The following is an 18,645-nucleotide window of genomic DNA, read 5'->3' on the forward strand; positions in this document are numbered from 1 at the left end:
CGCTCAGGCTGGTGCAAACTGTGCGCCTTGACTCACGGCGCATAAACATGTGGCAAATCGACCAAATCAGTCTTCGACTTTTCATCGCGGTATGTGAAGAAGGGACGATCGCACGCGCCGCCGAGCGCGAGTTTATTGCGCCGTCGGCTGTCAGCAAGCGCTTAGCGGACCTGGAAACATTGGTCGAAACCGCCTTGCTGTCACGCAGCCAGCGCGGCGTCAGGCCGACCGCAGCGGGCGAGGCGCTGCTTAAGCACGCGCGTCTCATCATGCTTGACCACGAGCGCTTGCAGGCGGAGCTGAGTGAATACGCCGCCGGCGGCCGCGGACATGTGCGCGTGCTGGCGAACGTGTCGTCGATGGTTGAGTTTCTGCCTGAAGCGCTCTCGAGATTCCTGGAAGCGAACCCGAGTGTGCGCGTCGACGTTGAAGAGCGTACGAGCGTTGACATCGTCCGGGGACTGGAAGAGGGCGCAGCCGATATTGGTATCTGCCGCGACTTCATCTCCACCCGCGAACTCGACGTGACGACGTACCGCTCGGACCATCTTGCCCTGGTGGTCCCGAAGCATCATCCGCTGGCGGGAGCGGCGGACATCAGCTTCGTGCAGACGCTCGATCTGAACCACCTTGGACTATCGTCGAATGCGTCCGTGAACGCCCTGATGCAGCGCATTGCCGCGGAGAAGGGTCGAGAGCTTAGCTACCGGGCGTATGTTTCGACATTCGATGCGGCCTATAGATTCATCCAGGCAGGACTCGCCGTAGCGATCCTGCCTCGCGAAGCGGTCAACCCTCAGGTCCGGGAACAGTACGGACTCGCCGTGATTCCGCTGGCCGAAGCCTGGGCCGAACGGCACTTCGTCATTTGCGTGCGTGATCGCGCGGCCTTGACGCTGCCCGCAGCGCGACTGATAGAGCACCTCATGGCAACGCGCTGACGCCCCGCCTGGTTTATGTACCTCTGCATCGCACAGCCCCCCATAAGCCCTTAAGGGTTTTCCCTTTTCAGACATTTCGCCCCGCCACGTAACCGTCAACAGCCATCGCAGGGCAAGATGGACTGCATCGCCAAATGAGTCTTTTCAGCGCGGATCCAGCCCGTCACGCTTCAACTCAACTTTGTCATCATGAGTTGAGAAGCGATGAACTACCCTACCGGACGCGTGATCGTCACCGAGGTCGGCATGCGCGACGGCCTGCAAAGCATCTCGCGGATCATGTCGACCGACGACAAGAAGCGTTGGATCGACGCTGCCTGGGAAGCCGGCATACGTAGCATGGAGGTGGCGTCCTTCGTGCCGGCGAAACTGCTGCCGCAAATGGCTGATGCCCAAACGGTGATTGCCCACGCGCTGACCCTTGAGGGCCTCGTGGTAACCGCGTTGGTTCCAAACGTGAAGGGTGCGCAGCGCGCGATCGAATCCGGTGTCCACAGGATCGTCGCACCGATATCGGTCAGCGCCGCGCACAGCCTCGCCAACGTGCGAAAGACCCCCGCAGAGATGCTTGGCGCGTTTGCCGAGATGTGTTCGCTCGCCAAGGGCCATGCCGAGACCATTGCGGGACTGTCCACCGTATTTGGCTGCACGTTGCAAGGCAACGTGCCATATGAAGACATCGCCAACATCGCAAGGCGAGCACTCGAGGCAGGCGCCGACGTAATCGCACTCGGCGACACCACCGGTCAGGCCACCCCTCGCCAGGTGGGCGAAATCATCGACCTCGTCCGTGACATTGCGGGCCACGCACTGCGCTCCGTGCACTTCCATGACACGCGCGGCCTTGGCCTTGCCAACACGCTCATCGCCCTTCAGCACGGCATCCGCGAGTTCGATTCGTCGCTGGCCGGACTCGGAGGGTGTCCCCACGCCCCGGGCGCTACCGGCAATGTCAACACCGAAGACCTTGTCTTCATGCTGCAAAGCATGGGCTACGAGACAGGCGTCGACGTAGAAAAGCTGATTGCTTCACGCAGCGTGCTCGAACAAGCGCTGCCCGGTGAGGCGCTCTATGGATACCTCGCACGCGCGGGTGTTCCCTCGCAATTCCACGAATCAAAGGTCACCCGATGAACCCCTCTACGGCTTCCGCACAAACCAGCGCCCTGCCACTGGCAGGCATTCGCGTGGTCGAACTGTCTCACATGGTGATGGGACCCACCTGCGGCATGATCCTGGGAGACCTCGGCGCTGAAGTCATCAAGGTCGAGCCGCCACGCGGCGACGGCACGCGGCGTCTGCTCGGCACCGGCGCTGGTTTCTTCCGCACCTTTAACCGCAACAAGAAGAGCATCGCCCTCGACCTCGACACCGAAGCAGGTCTCGATGCGCTTCACAAGCTGGTCGACACGGCCGATGTCTTCATCGAAAATTTCAAGCCTGGCCGCATGGCATCGCTGGGTCTGGACTACGAGAGTTTGAAAGCGCGGGACCCCGGTTTGATTTATGTGTCGCACAAGGGCTTTCTCAACGGACCGTACGAACATCGGCTCGCCCTCGATGAAGTCGTGCAGATGATGGCCGGGCTCGCCTACATGACGGGCCCGGTCGGCCGGCCGCTACGCGCGGGAAGCTCCGTGAACGACATCATGGGCGGCATGTTCGGCGCGATCGGTGTGCTTGCAGCACTCTTCGAACGCAAGTCGAGCGGCATCGGCAAGGAAGTGCAAAGCGCGCTGTTCGAGAATTGCGTGCTGCTCTCGGCCCAACATATGCAACAGTTCGCCGCGACCGGCGTCGCTGCCGCCCCAATGCCTGAACGTATCAGCGCATGGGCGGTGTACGACGTCTTCACGCTTGCCGGAGGCGAGCAGATGTTCATTGCGGCGACGGGAGACACTCAATGGCGCTCCCTGTGCGCCATTCTCGATCGACCCGATTTGCTCGCGGACCCGCGACTCGCGACCAACAACGATCGCGTGGTGGTGCGCCCGTGGCTTCTGCAAACGCTGGGCGAAACGTTGAGCCGGCTCGAAGGCTCAGCGCTGACGCCGCAGTTCGAACGCAGTCATATTCCATTTGCATCGATCACCAAGCCCGAAGAGCTGTTCGACGACAAGCATTTGATCGAAAGCGGCGGCCTTGCAACGCTGACGCTCGACGATGGAACCGAGACGGCGATGCCGCTTCTGCCCATCTCCATGAATGGTGAGCGCTTGCAGCCGCGTCAACCGATTGCAAAGGTCGGCGAGCACACGGTCGAGGTATTGCGTGAACTTGGCTACGCTGAAACACAGATCGACGGTCTCACCTCCGCCGGGCACTCGAAAGCCGCCTGAGCGCGCATAAGTAGTCCCGAATAGTACTTGAGCCGGCCCAAGACCGGAACTCATGGAGACAGGCGATGGAATCGTCGAATCATGCTGTTTTTTCCGCCGCCGTTGCACATCCCGGCGCAATGCCGGATGCATCCAGCCAGGCCGAATCCGCGGTGAATGACGTTGCGCTGGGCGCGGCGCGGATCTCGGCGCGGCTGGACCGGTTACCCGCGACGAGAACGATCTGGCAACTCGTCATGCTGTTAAGTCTCGGCCTGTTCTTCGAGATATTCGACCTGATGTTTTCGGGTTATATCGCCCCGGGCCTGGTCAAGAGCGGCATTCTGACCTCGACCACGCATGGATTGCTTGGGACAAGCGGAGTGGCGAGCTTTATCGCGGCGCTGTTCGCCGGTCTTTTCATAGGAACGGCAGCATGTGGCTTTCTCGCCGATAAATTCGGCCGCCGCGCGATCTTCACCTACTCGCTGCTCTGGTACACCGCGGCGAACATCATCATGGCATTTCAGGACACCGCCTTCGGATTGAATCTATGGCGATTTATAGCAGGCGTTGGAATCGGCGTGGAGATAGTCACCATTGGGACGTACATCTCGGAGCTTGTTCCCAAGCACATTCGCGGTCGTGCTTCGGCATGCTCGCAGGCGATCGGTTTCTGCGCGGTTCCCGTTGTCGCGTTTCTGTCTTACCTGCTCGTGCCTCGCCAGGTGTTCGGTATCGACGGCTGGCGTTGTGTCGTCTTCACCGGTGTGGTTGGCGCGATGGTCGTATGGTGGGTACGCCGGCGGCTTCCCGAGAGTCCGCGCTGGCTCGCCCAGCAAGGGCGCCTGAATGAAGCCGACGCCGTCATGACACGCATTGAAGCGCGGGTCGAGAACGAATACGGAAAGCCGCTGCCCACACCCGCACTGCCCGAACCGGTGAGAGCTCGTGCGTCGTTTCGGGACCTGCTAGTGGCGCCCTATCGAAAGCGCGTAGCAATGCTCATCATTTTTCACGTCTTCCAGACAATGGGTTACTACGGGTTCGCCAACTGGATTCCCACCTTGCTGATCAAGCAAGGCGTGACGATCACAAGCAGCCTGATGTATGCATCGATCATTGCCATTGCGGCGCCCCTGGGTCCGCTGCTCGGCATGCTGGTCGCGGACAAATTCGAGCGCAAGACCGTGATCATTGTGATGGCGGCGGTCAATGTAGCGTGCGGCCTGATGTTCAGCCAGGCGCGCGAAACCGTCATGCTGGTCAGCCTGGGCGTATGTCTGGTTCTTGCCGGCAACATCATCTCGTTCAGTTACCACGCGTACCAGGCCGAATTGTTCCCGACCAGCATTCGGGCGCGGGCCGTAGGCTTTGTCTATTCATGGAGCCGGATCTCGGCGATGTTTTCCGCTTTTGTGATCGCCTGGTGCCTCAGGGAGTTTGGTGTGAATGGGGTATTCGTGTTTATCTCCGGCGCAATGATCGTGGTGATTTGCGCGATAGCAATACTGGGACCGAAGACCCGGAATGTTGCGCTGGAGGATATATCCGCCTGAGCACTTCACTCATGATGAAGCGGCCTTCGCCCGGTCAAGCGAAGTCCCGTTCAAAGCGTCTTGACCCAGCCAAGCGCATCATCCGCAAATTTTCGAAGCAGCCGCGCAAGCTCGCCCACCTCTTTTGCTTCCCAGCCGGCAAGCAATTCTTCGATGATTTTCTGGCGCGCCGCGTCCAGCGCATCCGTCATGACCCGGCCCTGATCCGTAATGACGGCCGCGCGAACCCGGCCGTCGTCCGGGCTCGGACACCGCGAGACTAGTCCGAGGCTTTCCAGTTTGGCGATCTGCCTGCTGACCGTGCTGTAGTCGCGCCCCACGAGTTCCGCGAGTTCGACAATACCAAGCGGTCCCAGCCGGGCGACCCTTGCCAGCAGCGGAAAAAGCGCACGATCCAGATCGACGCCTGCCGCCTCGATAAGCGCAGCATCGGGCTGCGGCCGATTAAGCACACCCGTCAGGTCCAATAATGCTTCCCGCAACTCGCGGATTTCTTTCCCCATCGCGATTCAATTCCTTGTCAGTGCCCATATATGTGTATAGTACACATATATTCGATGATCCAATCCTGGATGAAGCGTACGCTCGGATACTTGGCAAAGGAGAGCAACCATGAAAGCAGCACTCGTCAAAGCAGCCGGTGCGACGCCGGTTTATACCGACTTCACGGAGCCGGCTGTCGCCGAAGGCGTAGTCCGTATCGCGGTTGTAGCATCCGCGCTGAGTCATGTCACCAAGAGCCGGGCATCGGGCAAGCACTATAGCTCCGCGGCGAAGCTCCCTTTCGTGCCTGGAGTCGACGGCACCGGTGTTCTTGAAGACGGCACGCGCGTCTATTTCGTGCTGCCTGAAGCGCCCTTCGGCGGCATGGCGGAGCATTGCATCGTCAAGAAGGCGCGTTGTATTCCTTTGCCCGCGGCGCTGGATCAGGTGAGCGCTGCGGCAATTGCTATTCCGGGCATGTCGTCATGGGCGGCTTTGACTGAACGCGCAAAGCTCGTGAAGGGGGAGACGGTACTGATCAATGGTGCAACTGGCGTGTCGGGCCGTCTCGCCGTGCAGATCGCCAAGTATCTGGGCGCGGGCAAGATCATTGCGACCGGGCGGAATGCAGAAACCCTGCAGTCATTGAAAGCACTGGGTGCTGACGAGACGATCAGTCTCACGCAGGACAACGATGCACTCGAAAGCGCGTTCCAACAGCAATTTCAGCAGGGTATTGGCGTGGTGCTCGACTATCTTTGGGGGCAAAGCGCAGAGCTGTTGCTGGCGGCCGGCGCCAAAGCTTCGCCGGAGGCGGTGCCGCTCCGGTTTGTTCAGATAGGGGCCATGAGCGAGGCATCCATCACGCTTCCCGGCGCAGTGCTACGATCATCGGCTATCGAACTCATGGGCAGTGGTATTGGCAGCATTCCAATGCCGCGCCTCCTTGCTTCGATCGAACACTTGTTGAACGCCACGGTCCCCGGCGGCTTCAAGATCGCGACGAACCCGGTGCCCTTGGCTCAGGTCGAGGATCATTGGGCAAATGAAAACCAGGCACGCACGGTGTTTACGACAGGGTTTCAACCGTGATGACTGGGTATTGCCTATTTGCCGAACTTCGCGATTCCGCAACATCTAGCCGATACATGGTAAAAAAACTTGGGGAGCCATCGGCGACTTGGCAATCACCGTCTCCAGTCGCCTGGATGCAGGTCCTGTCTCGCCGCAACGTCGCATAGATCAGCGACGTCACGCCGGCAAGCGCTGGCCAGTCCGAATCAATCCAGCCTGTTCAACCTTCCAGGCACGGAGGAACATGATGGCAATTTCGCACGAGAACATAGTCCGGACTGGCGAACCCAGCCGCACCGCTTCACGGGTGGCCATGCTTCGGGCGGTGCATCAGTTGCTTGACGAACCCATCTTGCTGGACGATCCGGTCGCCCTGCCAATCCTCGGACGGGAAATCGAGGCGAAACTGCGCGAGGATCCATTCCTCTACAACGATCCAATGTTGCGCGGTCTGCGCGGGACCCTGGTCGTTCGCAGCCGATTTGCAGAAGATGAATTGGCTCGCGCAGTCGCGAGCGGCGTACGGCAATATGTTGTCCTTGGCGCAGGCCTGGACACCTTTGCCTACCGCAACCCGCATGAGGCCATGTGCCTTCGTGTCTTCGAAGTTGACCATCCTTCTACGCAGCAGTGGAAGCAGTGTTGCCTGAGGGATGCCGGTATTGCTCTGCCAGAAAACCTGAGCTTCGCTCCCGTCGATTTCGAGCATGCAACACTAGCGCAAGGGTTAGAGGGAGCAGGCTTTCGAACGGACATCCCGGCATGCTTTTCGTGGTTGGGCGTGACCATGTATTTGACCGAGGAGGCGATCATGGCGTCGCTAAGCTTCGTCGCAGGCCTGCCCAAATGCAGCTCGATCAGCTTCGACTACCGGGTGCCCCCTTCAATGCTCGATCCCATCCAGCGGGTCATTGGCGAGGTCATGGGGCAGCGCGCCGCTGCTGTGGGCGAGCCGTGGGTCTCCGCATTCGATCCCGCCTTGTTACGCCAGCAAGTCCTCAGTCTTGGTTTCAGCGAGGCCGCGACCTTCGAGCCCGATGAATTGAACCGGCGCTACCTGCATCGTCGCAAGGACGGATTGCGCACGAGCGGTCGACTCATGTGCGCGCGAATGTGAGGCACATCCCGCTGCATTGCGCAGCCGCCGGCCTCTTCAGGGATCTTTTGGCGACCTCAAGCGGACGTTCCCGGGCATCACGCAGCACATGCTCACCGCGTAACTGCGCGGGTCTCAAAACCAGCGGGCCGCTGACACGAACGGATATTCGACCGGCATCACCCGATTGCTCTATTCCGGCGCCTTTTAACCAATGTCGATTTGGTATAAGCGAGGCTAAAACCCGCTCGCTCCGTATTCCGGGCACTGGTGTTTGCCGGCCGCGCGGTCACGCTCGCCATGATGCATCCCGCACGTCTTGCCGCCGACAACCTCGCGCGAAGTAACGCGAGTTGGACGCCTCGACCGCGATACGCCGGGAGCGTACTCGCAATGTACAGATGCGCGATCGGGCCTGCCGGGGTATCGATTACGCTCATGCCCGCGGTTCCCGCAATTTCCCCGTCCCGCCTTGCCATGAATAAAACAGTGTCAGCCCGCGCAACCGCGATGCGTGCAAGCGTGTTGAGCAAAATGGCTGGGCGAGGTACCGCTTGTACCGCGAAGCCCGCGATCGAGTGCGACACGAACACGTCTTCGACCTGGCTTCTCTCTTCAACAATCTCAATGGAGTCAGGTAGCACCGCGTCTGCATCCGAATCGGCAAGCCGTCGAACATAGGTGTTGCTGAATGCGCGCACCCCATAACCACGTTCTGCCAGTACCGCGAGCGCAGTGCTATCGGCGTGTGGGCACAGGTCAATCTCAACGTCCAGGTCCAGCGCGGCATAAGCTCGTTCGAGCTCTTCCACTGCCTGCTCACCCACAGGCGCGCCCATGCCAAGTCCTGTGACATGGTTTAGCTTCCGGCCAAAGACCGTTTCTGTCACGGCGGCTATTCCACCGCTCACGGCAATGGCGCGAGCCGATTCTCGATGAGTAAGTTGGCAATAAGTTTCGACCTGCCGGCGTAAGTGGCTGGCCTCGGCATGTTCCAGAGCGTAGCTGATCTCGGGTCCGGTAAGAATCATGGATAGCGGATGCTCATCTTGGTGTGAAACGAGAATCTAGCATCATTGAAGCCGTCGTTCGACGAAGACTCTTTCGGCCGCAGTGGATCGAACTGAGCCGGCCATGTCAGGAAAAGGTCAACCCGGAGGAGTCTTCCGACGCGATGAGTTAATGGTTCTATTGAACCGCTCACACACCCTCCCCTTGCAAATGCAGTTCGAACAAATCAATGCTGCCTCGAATAGCCGTCGCAGTCGACAGATCGCGTTGATTGCGCTCGGTTGACGTTTCTGATATCGGTCCGGTACAGGACCGACCTGGTGGACGCTTTGACAAACCATGGACAGCCCGCGCCCACAACCGACAGAGATGACCCGTGAAACGAATACTGACTGCCACCTGCGTCATCGGGACTGCTATTGCCATGCTTGGCGCTGTCCATGCGCAAAACGCCACTGCGCCCCCCGCCGGCACGGTTGTTCCCGTCACTGTCGACAACTTCGTTCGTGCCGAGTCCGACCTGTACGTCAACGCCTTGGCCAAGCAGGGAGGCCTGGGCAAATTCCTGCATCGGAGAGAGCCGGCATCGATTGCTCACCAGACTGTCATCCGGCTTAATCGCGACACGCTCTATTCGTCCGGCGTCTTCGACCTCGACGCTGGGCCAGTGACAATCACCCTGCCGGATCCGGGCAAGCGCTTCATGGCGATGCAGGTCATCAACGAGGATCACTACACTCCGAACGTGTTCTACGGCGCGGGCACGCATATCCTGACGCGGGAGAGTGTCGGCACGCGTTACACGGTCGTCGCCGTACGCACCCTGGTTGACCCGGGCAGCCCGGACGATATCAAGCAAGTCCACGTGCTGCAGGACAGCGTCCAGGTCAGCCAGGCAGGCCCCGGCAAGCTTGAAACGCCCAACTGGGATGCGGCAAGCCAAAAGAAGGTACGTGGTGCCCTTCTGATCCTGGCTTCGACAATCCCGGACTTCAAGGGCGCGTTCGGCACCAAGGACGAAGTCGACCCCGTGCGCCGGCTGGTGGGCGCGGCGGCAGCCTGGGGCGGCAATCCCGACAAGGATGCAACCTATCTCAACTTCACGCCGGCCAGGAACGACGGAAAAACTATCTACAAGCTCAGCGCCAAAGACGTGCCCGTCGACGGATTCTGGTCGGTCAGCGTGTACGACGCCAAGGGCTATTACGAGCCCAATGCGGCCGGAGCCTATTCGCTCAACAACGTCACCGCAAAGAAAGGCGCTGACGGGACAATCGAAATCCAGTTCGGCGGCTGCGATGGAAAAACAACCAACTGCTTGCCGATCACGCCGGGATGGAACTACATGGTTCGCCTCTACCGTCCCCGGCCCGAGGTATTGAACGGCAACTGGCACTTCCCCGAAGCGCAACCGGCCAGTTAGATCAAGCGGCCGGTGCCTTTCATAGGGTGGCGAGGCGAGCTCATCTAACCGGGTGCCGATCTCGCTGCCTTGCAGGCCTGGTCTATCGCCTGAAGAATGATGAGCTATTAGTACGGATTCCTACTATTTTCAGCACCAGGCTGTCTGAAGTCCATTCAAATTCGCATCGCACTGCGCCCCGCTTTCACGTCGGGCTGCCGTAAGCCCGCACTCACGCGGCAATCGGATCACGCTTCAGGTCGATGCCGGCCCGCGCCGCTCCGCCCCTCGACGCATGAAATCTCGCCTCGATTCAAAAACCGGAAGGCTGAGTACATGGCCTCTTTTTGCACGGCGCGGGCACATTAACTGCTGAATGTTCAGGTTACCTCCACGCGTTGGGGGTACATTCTTTTAGCAGCCTCGCACCCCCATATTTCGCATAATCGTATGAATTAATTTCGTTGAAATATCAGACGAAATGACCGGAGAATGTTGTCATGTCCAAACCTCCTGAGTTGCCATCGGAGACTGACGGAACCGATGCCGACCTCAATCTTGACGCCGACGGCGACCCTGCGTTTGCACAAACGCCCGTGAGATTCGGCCGGCTTGCGCTTTGGATAGCCTCGGCAAGCGCACTGACAGTCGGAATCATGGGTACGGTCGCGTACGGTGTCTGGTTCAACCAGGATCAACACGCCTACGCCGAAGCAATGGAACATGCGCGGCAGACGCTCTGGCTCGGCGCAGTACCGGCGCCAGCACCCATTCCAGCCGTGCAACCGACGGTTGCGTCCGGTGACGTCGCGGCGCCCCTGGCCCCTCCTCCCCGTCTGGTCACCATCGCCAGCGCCGATCTGAGCGCGCCCGTGCCTTCCACTCAGTTCGATCGCCACGCAGAGCCTTCTGATTCGGCCGCGCCCAAGTTGGCCGTCACCCGCCCTCTGCGAGCAAATTGTTCTGCAAGCGTGGAACACCGCCGTCCGGTGTCGCGCGTCAAGTCCAATGGCAACGTGTTCACCCGCATGGGTTCATTTTTTCATCGCGTAAGCTACCGACAGCATGGCACCGAAAGCCAGCGAGATATCTACGCCCATCCGTGAGCGGCAGCGCGCCTGCAAACCTGCCCTGCCGATGCGCTCCGGGCCAGGTCCGGCTACGATCGCCTTCGTTTCCTTCCTCTGCCTGCTGATAGGCCTGCTGTTCCTTGCATTACAAATCCGGACAATCTTCTCGGACCAACTGAAGCAGGAATACAGCGGGCTGGTTCTCGAAGGGATCGAACGGACGGAAAGCGCCCGCAATCTGGTCCGCGTCTGGCAACGACAATCCGACAACAACATCGCGAGATCAGGACAACCGGAACAACCGGAACCATCGGACGATTATCGGCGGGCACGAAATGACCTCGCTGCCCGCCTTGCGTCGCTCGCTGCGCTGGTGAACGCCAGCCCGTCAGCGGCGCCGCGCATCCCTCAATCTGCCCTGTCGCCCGACGCCAATCTCGACGATACCGACGCGCTGCTCGCCGTGGAATCCGTGTACTGGCGAGCGCAGCGCAACAATGACAGCGCCGACGCGCGCACGCGCATTGCGCGTGTGGCGAGCATGCTGATCGTGTTGTCGGCGTGTGTATTCGGCGCGCTGATCACCGCTTTGGGCATGTATGCAAAGCGCACGCGCCAATTGGCGGGCGAGTCGCACAAGTTCGAGCATGCGGCGCTGCACGACGCGATGACCGGCCTGCCCAATCGACGGAAATTGTTCGCCACGCTGGCGGAAACGGCAGCGAGATCATCGGGCAATCCGACGCCCCAAAAAATTGCCGTGATCTACATCGACCTGGACGGGTTCAAACAGGTCAACGACTCGCTCGGCCATCGCATCGGCGATGAATTCCTGGTTGCCGTTTCAAAGCGCTTTCGCAAGACCGTGCGTCTGGTAGATGTGGTCGCCCGCTTTGGCGGCGACGAGTTCGTTGTACTGGTCCGCGAGTTTTCAACTACCGCTGAATTAGAGGCGATTGCACAGCGCCTGATTGACTGCGTGCTCCAGACCGACGAGCAGATGGGGATTGGATTTGTCAGCGCCAGCATCGGCATAGCGAGCTTTCCCAATCCCGTCAGGGACTTCCATCAGCTCGTCACCGCCGCCGACGAAACCATGTACCAGGTGAAGCGCAATGGCAAAAACGGTTATGCGTTCGCGACACAGGTGAGCTGAGCAGGATCGTGTTGATGCTGGTCTCGCCGGCAACCGGAAATTGAGCAACGCGATCGAGCCCCTTTCCACCGTTTTGTGCGCAGCATCCCCCGCTTATCGGCACGAACACGCGGAATCTGAAGGCGCACATTTCCCGATGTCGCTATCGCGCGGGCTGCATGAGAATCGCGTAACGAGCCCTGTCGCGGTCCTGGTGATCAGCTTGGCTTGCCTTAGCCGCGACCGGCATCGTCCACTGTTTATTCAAGAAAACTAAACGATTACCGGCCAAAGATCCAACCGAGGAAAACCACGCGTGCTGTGTTCGCCCGCGATCAAGACCATGCTCAAGAACTTTACGATTCGCCGCGGACTCACGATTACCATCGCCGGCTACACGCTCGCGCTCGTGGCGGTGCTGCTTGCAGCCGCTTTGTGCCTGCGCCAGAGCAACCAGGCGCTGGAGCAGATGGTCGCCACGGACACCGTGGCCATTACGCATCTCAAGACGAGTTCGCAGCGGCTGCTGCAAGTGCGCCTTGCGCTCGGCAGCTTCGAGACGCTGTTCATGCTCGGCAAGGCGGGCGACGACCTGCTGCCCAACGCGCGCAAGACGCTGAAAGCGAGCGATACCGAGTTCGATGCGTACCTCGCCAAACCGCGTGACCCGCAGGAAGAGCCGCTCGTGCAAGCCGCCAAGGCCGCGCGCGACGCGTTGATTGCGAAGGCGCTCAACCTTGAATTCGATGCGCTCGCGCAGAACGACTTCACCACGTTCCGCACGCTCCAGGTTCAGACGGCGGACAGTTTATACGCCACCTACGATCACGCGATGTCCGCGGTGGAAGCGTTCCAGATTGCGCATCAGCAAGACCGTTATGCGCAGGCACAGGCTCAGTTCCACACCATGGCGACAGCGGCCGCGGTCGTTGCGGCGTTGGCGCTGGTGCTGGGGTTCATCGCGCGGGCGGCGTTGAGCGCAGCGGTGATGAAGCCGATCGAATCGGCGATTCATCACTTCGAACAGATTGCCGCGGGCGATCTGACGGCAAGCATCGATGCCTCGCGCGACAACGAAATGGGCCGCTTGTTTGCAGCGCTCGGCAAGATGCAGCAGGGACTTGTGGGGACGGTGCAGCAGGTTCGCGGCGGCACGGGCGCAATCTCGCACGGTGCGCGTGAGATTGCGGCGGGCAACATCGATTTGTCGCAACGCACGGAAGAACAGGCGGCTTCATTGCAGCAAACAGCGTCGAGCATGGAGCAGTTGACGGCCACTGTCCGCCAGAACGCCGACAACGCGCGGCAAGCGAGCGAGCTGGCTGTCGATGCATCGGCAACCGCTGTGCGTGGCGGCACGGTCGTGGGCAAGGTCGTGCATACGATGGACGACATCGCGACGAGTTCCACGCGGATTGCGGACATCATCGGCGTGATCGAGGGGATTGCGTTCCAGACGAATATTCTCGCGCTGAACGCGGCTGTGGAAGCCGCGCGTGCGGGTGAGCAAGGGCGTGGTTTTGCGGTGGTTGCGGGCGAAGTGCGCAACCTCGCGCAGCGCAGCGCCGGGGCCGCGAAAGAGATCAAGGAGTTGATCAATGCATCGGCGGGCAAGGTGCAGGCCGGCAACGTGTTGGCGGGACAAGCGGGCCAGACCATGAGCGAAGTGGTCGCGGCCGTGAAGCGGGTGTCGGACATCATCAGCGCGATCAGCGCGGCATCGAACGAGCAGACCGGTGGTATTGAACAGATCAACCGCGCGGTCGCGCAGATGGATGAGGTGACACAGCAGAATGCGGCGCTGGTGGAGGAAGCGGCTGCGGCTGCGGCATCGCTTGAACAGCAAGCGGAGAAGCTGGATGTCGCGGTGGCGGTGTTTCGGGTTTAGGGGGTTTCATTTCCCTGCGGGAATCGCCGCAAACACCTTCGAGTAGTACGCACTCCCCTGGCGCATGTGCGATTCAAATGCGAACCCACGGCTGAGCATGTCGTTCATATCGGCGCGCGTGATCTTCATCACGTAGCTGTGCTCAGTCGTGACCAACCGGCAACTCCCCGGCGCCTCCGATGCGCTAAACCACTTGCCCGCATCGGCATGACCGGCCGGGTAGGTATGGCCATCGTGCTCCACTTGCCAGCGGCCATCGAGCAGGATCCAGAAATCATCGCTCTTATCCGCCGCTGAACAACTCGCGACCACCGTGCCCGCCTGCGCTTCCCACTCGCGCGAGTGACTGATGGTCCAGCGCAACTGCTCTGTATCAAGCCCGGTAAAAAACGGCGTCTTCCTGAGCAGATATAAATACGTCGTCGATGCTTTCATGGTCTTGCCCTCCTCTTGCTGCGCGTAACCCTGCTGACCGCACGCAGCGCTCAGCATAAGAAGGCCGAGCCAAGCACCGCGAACGATACACCCGGCCCTCGTCACGCTTATCATCGTGACACCTTTGCTTCAAGCAGATCGCCCATGCCGATGCGCTTCGCGAATTCAATCCGCACCCGCTCGGACACCTCCAGCACCTGCGCCGCGCCATCGCCGACAAAATCGATCACTGAGCGCATCGGCCTCGTACCCTTCGCCAGCCCGACAATGCGCACGACTTCATCCGCGACCGCCTTGGGATCGGCGTCAGCCGGCGTGAGCGCGGTCAAACGCTCGCCGATCTGGTCCATCACGCCGTCGTATCGGGCATAGGCCACAGCCCTCGCCGAGTCGGCCGGTTTGCCCGCGCTCGGGAAGTGGTCAGTGCCGCTGGTGAATGCGCCGGGCACGACGATGGATGTCTCCACGCCAAAGCGCGCCAGTTCATAAGCCAATGTGACGGCGAGCGAATCCATCGCCGCCTTGGCCGCGCCATAAGGCCCCATGAACGGGGGGAAACCACCCTTGGTCGTCGTACTGCTGATCCACAGGACCAGCCCGGATTCATGCTTGCGCATATACGGCAACACCGCTCGGTTGACACGCTGCGCGCCGAACAGATTGGTGTCGAAGACCTTCATCATTTCTTCCGGCGTGAACGCTTCCGACGGACCGACCACCAGATGCCCCGCGTTCTGCATCACCACGTCAATCCTGCCCTGCTCGCGGACGATGGTCGCGGCAGCGGCATCGGCGGAATCCTGCGAGAGGACATCGAGTTCCAGCGGAATCAACGCGATGCCCTTCTGCGCCGATATAGCGCGCAATTCATCGGCACGACTGCGATTGCGGCCTTCCACATCGCGCATGGTTGCATACACAACGTGCCCCGCTTCGGCCAGCGCCAACGCGCTCAACTTGCCGATGCCCGTGCCTGCGCCCGTTACCAAAATGACTGATTTCACGTTGATTCTCCTAAACGTTTAGCTAAGCTAATATTCTTGATGTCTTAAGCGATACCGCCATTGGCGCGCAGGATCTGGCCGTTGACCCAACCCGCATCGGGACCGGCGAGGAACGACACGACCGATGCGATATCTTCGGGCTGGCCGAGGCGTTGCAGCGGCGGCATCTTGGCGAAGGCCTGGATCTGTTCTTCGGTCTTGCCATCGAGGAAAAGCGAGGTCGCGATCGGACCGGGAGCAACCGCGTTCACCGTGATGTTGCGGCCGCGCAGTTCCTTCGCGAACACATGCGTGAACGCTTCCACGGCGGCTTTCGTCGCGTTGTAGACGGCGTAGCCCGGCATGTTCAGGGCAAGCGTCGTGCTCGAAAAATTGATGATGCGGCCACCCTCGTTCATTCGCGCCGCCGCTTCGCGCAGCGTGTTGAAGGTGCCGCGAACATTGATGCCGAAGGTCTGGTCGTAGAGCGCGTCGGAGGTATCGGCAAGCGGGACCGTCTTCAGCACGCCGGCGTTATTCACCAGCACGTCGATCTTGCCAAGTTGCTGTTCGGTCGCTTCGAACAGGGCGCGGACTTCGTCGGCGTTCGCTACGTCGGCTTTGATCGCGATGGCTTTCGCGCCCTGCGCGGCGAGTTCCGCAACGAGCGCATCGGCTTCCTTCGAACTCGTTGCGTAGTTGATGACGACCGCAAAACCGTCGTTGGCGAGACGCCGCGCCACTGCTGCGCCAATACCGCGCGATGCGCCCGTGACAATGGCGACCTGGGTGTTCTTGACTGCGTTCATGATTCGCTCCTTTGGGTGGTGAGTGCGTGGAATAAAGTATTGATCATTCACATCGATTGATAATTACCCGCGATTTGTTAATATCGTTCCATTTACTTTAACAATCGCACCCTCACCGCTCGCGAGTCGCCCATGGACCGGTTCCAGGAAATGCAGGTGTTTATCCGTATCGCCGAGCGCAGCAGCTTTACGCAGGCCGCCGACGACTTGCAGATTCCGCGCGCCACGGTCACCAACTTGCTGAAGCGCATGGAGGAGCGGCTCGGGACGCGGCTGCTCGAGCGCACCACGCGCACGGTGCGGCTCACGCACGACGGCGAGGCGTTCTACCGGCGCTGCGTGCGGCTGGTCGCGGACATGGAGGAAGCGGAGGGATCGTTCCGCAATGTCGCGCCGAAGGGCCTGCTGCGTGTGAATTTGCAAGGGACGCTTGCCCGGCATTTCGTGGTGCCGACGCTGCCTGAGTTCATCGCGCAGTATCCGGACATCGAGTTGCAGATTGGCGAGGACGACCGGCTGGTGGATCTGGTGCGCGAGGGCATCGACTGCGTGCTGCGGGCGGGGACGCTCCAGGATTCGTCGATGGTCGGACGCCGCGTCGCGCTGATGGAGCAGGTCACGGTGGCCAGTCCCGCCTATCTGGAACAATTTGGGGAGCCGGAGACGCTCGAGGCGCTCGGCGCGCATCGGGCGGTGAACTATCTGTCGAGCGGATCGGGGCGGGTCTTGCCGATGGAATTTACCGTCGATGGCCGCGTGGTCGAGGTCCAGCTTGCCGCCGTGGTGTCGGTCACTGGCGCGGATTTGTACACGGGGTCCGCGGTGGCGGGATTGGGGCTGGTGCAGGTGCCGCGGTATCGGGTAATGGGAGAATTATCGGCGGGGAAACTGAAGGTCGTGCTTGATGAGTTTCCGCCGCCCCCTATGCCGGTTTCGGTTTTGTATCCGCAGAACCGCCAGTTATCGGCGAGGGTTCGAGTCTTCGCTCAATGGGTTCGGGGGATTTTTGAAGCGGCGGCATGAGGGAGGATTAAGTTTGGCGTTCAATTTCGCCGGAGTCGAAGAAGCCGAATATTCACGAATCGTTCGAAATTAGTCGATATAAGCCATCCGACAACGATTGCGCGGCACTTTTATCGTTCGCCCAATTAGTAACCTCCCTTCAGCAGGTTGCCGTAAAGAAAGACGATCTAGCGACCAGCCTGACATGAACCCCAATGCGCTCTGGTAATTGATCTTAAGTCTGGAGTGCCGGACTCGCGAGTATCAAACCAATTACCAGCGGGTCACGATACCCGGCTTACGAGTCGATCGCACCCGCGCAAACTGCCGATCAGCATTTCCCGACAGCAATAAACGGCTGCAAACGCAGCCCTTCCGTCGGACGTTTTCCACTCCGCCAAAACTCCGCCGGCATTTAAAGACGTTTCTTTAGTAAGCACCTAAAGATTTTTGTCTTACCGCCGTTTACAAGTTTGCGTAATCCCGCGCACGGAGTATCCAAATCCAATCAACCATTGCGGAATCCAGATTCCGCATTAAAAAAATAATGCACATGAAAACAAGATTGCCTTTGATCATTTCCATGTTGGGTTCGTTTGCGCTCGCCGCGTGCGGCGGAGGCGGGGGCGGCAGCACGTCGGACGCACAAGCGGCGGCACCGGCCTCTTCAGCCAGCGCACCGGTGGCCGCGTCGGCGCCTGCGGCCGCGTCAACGCCCGCCGTGACGGGCGAAGCACTTCCTAGCCTGAGCGCCCCGCAGAGTGGCTCGACTGCTGCCACAGGCAATGGTTTTGAAGGTATCTGGACGCAACAATCGTCCACGTCCCGCCTGACGGCCATTGTGGACCCGGCGAACAACATCTCTTACGCAAGCGGTTTGTTTTCCGTCGTCACCTCCATGTTCTTCGGGGCGGCAACGACCGCTGCGCCGAACTGGACCTTGACAAGCGGCTTTCAGACTTTGGGCAATGTGCGCTACCCGGCTACCTCGGGAAGCGGAACGTTCACGGCGAACCAGACCTTGACTGGCAGCTTCGTGGCCAACAACAGCACCGTGAACCTGTCCTTGAACTACGACCCGGCGAATGCGCTTGCGGTCAGCCAATCGAGCGTCGCGGGTACGTGGACACAAAGCGTGACGACCATGACAGTCGACACTGCGGGCGGCTTCACTGGCTCGTTCCTCGGCTGCGGTGTCGCCGGCACGTTGGCGCTGGCCACGGCGGGCTCGAACAAGAACCTTTACACGATGACCGTGAGCGGCACGACGAGCTCCTGCACGTTGCGTTCAGGGGTGACCTACACGGGTAGCGCAGCGATTACGTTCCTGCCCGTTTCCGGCAGCACGACGTTGTACCAGCGGACGATTGTCTATCTGGTCAAGGCAGCCGACAACTCGGTGATCGCCTTCGGTCAACTGACGAAGCAGTAAGCCGGTT

The 18,645-nt window shown here is 60.3% G+C and carries 17 protein-coding genes; 12 read left to right on the top strand and 5 right to left on the bottom strand.

The window, feature by feature from the left end:
• Positions 1–47: 47 nt before the first annotated feature.
• From FH08_RS0108055 to FH08_RS0108070, 4 genes are all read left to right on the top strand, one after another.
• A complete protein-coding gene (locus tag FH08_RS0108055; RefSeq protein ID WP_031357843.1) occupies positions 48–941 on the top strand; it encodes a LysR substrate-binding domain-containing protein in 894 nt (297 codons plus the stop codon).
• A 204-nt stretch (positions 942–1,145) separates the two neighbouring features.
• Positions 1,146–2,075 carry a hydroxymethylglutaryl-CoA lyase gene (locus FH08_RS0108060; protein WP_031357844.1) on the top strand — a complete coding sequence of 310 codons (930 nt, stop codon included), beginning with the start codon at positions 1,146–1,148 and terminating at the stop codon, positions 2,073–2,075.
• Positions 2,072–3,280, top strand: a complete 1,209-nt coding sequence (locus FH08_RS0108065; RefSeq protein WP_031357845.1) for a CaiB/BaiF CoA transferase family protein — start codon at positions 2,072–2,074, stop codon at positions 3,278–3,280. Before FH08_RS0108060 ends, FH08_RS0108065 begins: the two co-directional genes overlap by 4 nt.
• Before the next feature lie 65 nt (positions 3,281–3,345).
• Positions 3,346–4,818, top strand: a complete 1,473-nt coding sequence (locus tag FH08_RS0108070) for an MFS transporter (RefSeq protein ID WP_031357846.1) — start codon at positions 3,346–3,348, stop codon at positions 4,816–4,818.
• Between the two features lie 50 nt (positions 4,819–4,868).
• Here the strand turns inward: FH08_RS0108070 and FH08_RS0108075 are convergent, their stop codons facing one another.
• Positions 4,869–5,321, bottom strand: coding sequence for a MarR family winged helix-turn-helix transcriptional regulator (locus FH08_RS0108075; protein ID WP_031357847.1), 453 nt, complete (start codon positions 5,319–5,321; stop codon positions 4,869–4,871).
• Between the two features lie 109 nt (positions 5,322–5,430).
• On the opposite strand from FH08_RS0108075, the gene FH08_RS0108080 reads away from it, so the two are divergent.
• Together FH08_RS0108080 and FH08_RS0108085 are read left to right on the top strand one after the other, a co-directional pair.
• Positions 5,431–6,393, top strand: a complete 963-nt coding sequence (locus FH08_RS0108080; RefSeq protein WP_031357848.1) for a quinone oxidoreductase family protein — start codon at positions 5,431–5,433, stop codon at positions 6,391–6,393.
• A 226-nt stretch (positions 6,394–6,619) separates the two neighbouring features.
• The gene (locus tag FH08_RS0108085) at positions 6,620–7,492 is read left to right on the top strand and encodes a class I SAM-dependent methyltransferase (protein WP_235210306.1); all 873 of its coding nucleotides are present in this window, start codon (positions 6,620–6,622) and stop codon (positions 7,490–7,492) included.
• Positions 7,493–7,650: 158 nt separating this feature from the next.
• On the opposite strand, the gene FH08_RS0108090 is transcribed toward FH08_RS0108085, so the two are convergent.
• Positions 7,651–8,310, bottom strand: a complete 660-nt coding sequence (locus tag FH08_RS0108090; protein ID WP_160172437.1) for a GNAT family N-acetyltransferase — start codon at positions 8,308–8,310, stop codon at positions 7,651–7,653.
• Between the two features lie 548 nt (positions 8,311–8,858).
• Here FH08_RS0108090 and FH08_RS0108095 point away from each other — a divergent pair.
• The 4 genes from FH08_RS0108095 (at position 8,859) to FH08_RS0108110 (ending at position 13,977) form a co-directional block, all read left to right on the top strand.
• Positions 8,859–9,905: a DUF1254 domain-containing protein gene (locus FH08_RS0108095; protein ID WP_031357851.1), complete on the top strand. Its 1,047-nt coding sequence runs from the start codon at positions 8,859–8,861 to the stop codon at positions 9,903–9,905.
• A gap of 479 nt (positions 9,906–10,384) precedes the next feature.
• Positions 10,385–10,990, top strand: coding sequence for a hypothetical protein (locus FH08_RS0108100; protein ID WP_031357852.1), 606 nt, complete (start codon positions 10,385–10,387; stop codon positions 10,988–10,990).
• Positions 10,950–12,110 (top strand): GGDEF domain-containing protein, encoded by a 1,161-nt coding sequence (locus tag FH08_RS0108105; protein ID WP_031357853.1) that lies wholly within the window; start codon positions 10,950–10,952, stop codon positions 12,108–12,110. Before FH08_RS0108100 ends, FH08_RS0108105 begins: the two co-directional genes overlap by 41 nt.
• A gap of 322 nt (positions 12,111–12,432) precedes the next feature.
• Positions 12,433–13,977, top strand: a complete 1,545-nt coding sequence (locus FH08_RS0108110; protein ID WP_031357854.1) for a methyl-accepting chemotaxis protein — start codon at positions 12,433–12,435, stop codon at positions 13,975–13,977.
• Positions 13,978–13,983: 6 nt separating this feature from the next.
• On the opposite strand, the gene FH08_RS0108115 is transcribed toward FH08_RS0108110, so the two are convergent.
• The 3 genes from FH08_RS0108115 to FH08_RS0108125 all read right to left on the bottom strand — a co-directional run bounded on the left by FH08_RS0108115 (position 13,984) and on the right by FH08_RS0108125 (position 16,204).
• On the bottom strand, positions 13,984–14,412 hold the full coding sequence (locus FH08_RS0108115) for a hypothetical protein (RefSeq protein WP_235210307.1): 429 nt from the start codon (positions 14,410–14,412) through the stop codon (positions 13,984–13,986).
• A 110-nt stretch (positions 14,413–14,522) separates the two neighbouring features.
• Positions 14,523–15,416 carry an SDR family oxidoreductase gene (locus FH08_RS0108120; protein ID WP_031357856.1) on the bottom strand — a complete coding sequence of 298 codons (894 nt, stop codon included), beginning with the start codon at positions 15,414–15,416 and terminating at the stop codon, positions 14,523–14,525.
• A gap of 44 nt (positions 15,417–15,460) precedes the next feature.
• Positions 15,461–16,204: an SDR family oxidoreductase gene (locus FH08_RS0108125; protein ID WP_031357857.1), complete on the bottom strand. Its 744-nt coding sequence runs from the start codon at positions 16,202–16,204 to the stop codon at positions 15,461–15,463.
• A gap of 132 nt (positions 16,205–16,336) precedes the next feature.
• Between FH08_RS0108125 and FH08_RS0108130 the strand changes: the two genes are divergently transcribed.
• Positions 16,337–17,227, top strand: a complete 891-nt coding sequence (locus tag FH08_RS0108130) for a LysR family transcriptional regulator (RefSeq protein WP_031357858.1) — start codon at positions 16,337–16,339, stop codon at positions 17,225–17,227.
• 532 nt (positions 17,228–17,759) lie between these two features.
• On the top strand, positions 17,760–18,638 hold the full coding sequence (locus FH08_RS0108135) for a hypothetical protein (RefSeq protein WP_326928937.1): 879 nt from the start codon (positions 17,760–17,762) through the stop codon (positions 18,636–18,638).
• Positions 18,639–18,645 lie beyond the last annotated feature (7 nt).

The sequence above is a fragment of the Caballeronia sordidicola genome, from assembly GCF_000729995.1.
In the GTDB taxonomy this organism is placed as follows: Bacteria; Pseudomonadota; Gammaproteobacteria; order Burkholderiales; family Burkholderiaceae; genus Caballeronia; species Caballeronia sordidicola_A.

Excerpts from the sequence above, each read along its gene's own strand:
- FH08_RS0108060 (WP_031357844.1), top strand. The coding sequence starts at position 1,146 with ATGAACTACCCTACCGGACGCGTGATCGTCACCGAGGTCGGCATGCGC.
- FH08_RS0108115 (WP_235210307.1), bottom strand. The coding sequence starts at position 14,412 with ATGAAAGCATCGACGACGTATTTATATCTGCTCAGGAAGACGCCGTTT.
- FH08_RS0108085 (WP_235210306.1), top strand. The coding sequence starts at position 6,620 with ATGATGGCAATTTCGCACGAGAACATAGTCCGGACTGGCGAACCCAGC.
- FH08_RS0108070 (WP_031357846.1), top strand. The coding sequence starts at position 3,346 with ATGGAATCGTCGAATCATGCTGTTTTTTCCGCCGCCGTTGCACATCCC.
- FH08_RS0108110 (WP_031357854.1), top strand. The coding sequence starts at position 12,433 with ATGCTCAAGAACTTTACGATTCGCCGCGGACTCACGATTACCATCGCC.
- FH08_RS0108075 (WP_031357847.1), bottom strand. The coding sequence starts at position 5,321 with ATGGGGAAAGAAATCCGCGAGTTGCGGGAAGCATTATTGGACCTGACG.
- FH08_RS0108125 (WP_031357857.1), bottom strand. The coding sequence starts at position 16,204 with ATGAACGCAGTCAAGAACACCCAGGTCGCCATTGTCACGGGCGCATCG.
- FH08_RS0108065 (WP_031357845.1), top strand. The coding sequence starts at position 2,072 with ATGAACCCCTCTACGGCTTCCGCACAAACCAGCGCCCTGCCACTGGCA.
- FH08_RS0108130 (WP_031357858.1), top strand. The coding sequence starts at position 16,337 with ATGGACCGGTTCCAGGAAATGCAGGTGTTTATCCGTATCGCCGAGCGC.
- FH08_RS0108135 (WP_326928937.1), top strand. The coding sequence starts at position 17,760 with ATGAAAACAAGATTGCCTTTGATCATTTCCATGTTGGGTTCGTTTGCG.
- FH08_RS0108090 (WP_160172437.1), bottom strand. The coding sequence starts at position 8,310 with ATGGGCGCGCCTGTGGGTGAGCAGGCAGTGGAAGAGCTCGAACGAGCT.
- FH08_RS0108055 (WP_031357843.1), top strand. The coding sequence starts at position 48 with ATGTGGCAAATCGACCAAATCAGTCTTCGACTTTTCATCGCGGTATGT.
- FH08_RS0108100 (WP_031357852.1), top strand. The coding sequence starts at position 10,385 with ATGTCCAAACCTCCTGAGTTGCCATCGGAGACTGACGGAACCGATGCC.
- FH08_RS0108080 (WP_031357848.1), top strand. The coding sequence starts at position 5,431 with ATGAAAGCAGCACTCGTCAAAGCAGCCGGTGCGACGCCGGTTTATACC.
- FH08_RS0108105 (WP_031357853.1), top strand. The coding sequence starts at position 10,950 with ATGGCACCGAAAGCCAGCGAGATATCTACGCCCATCCGTGAGCGGCAG.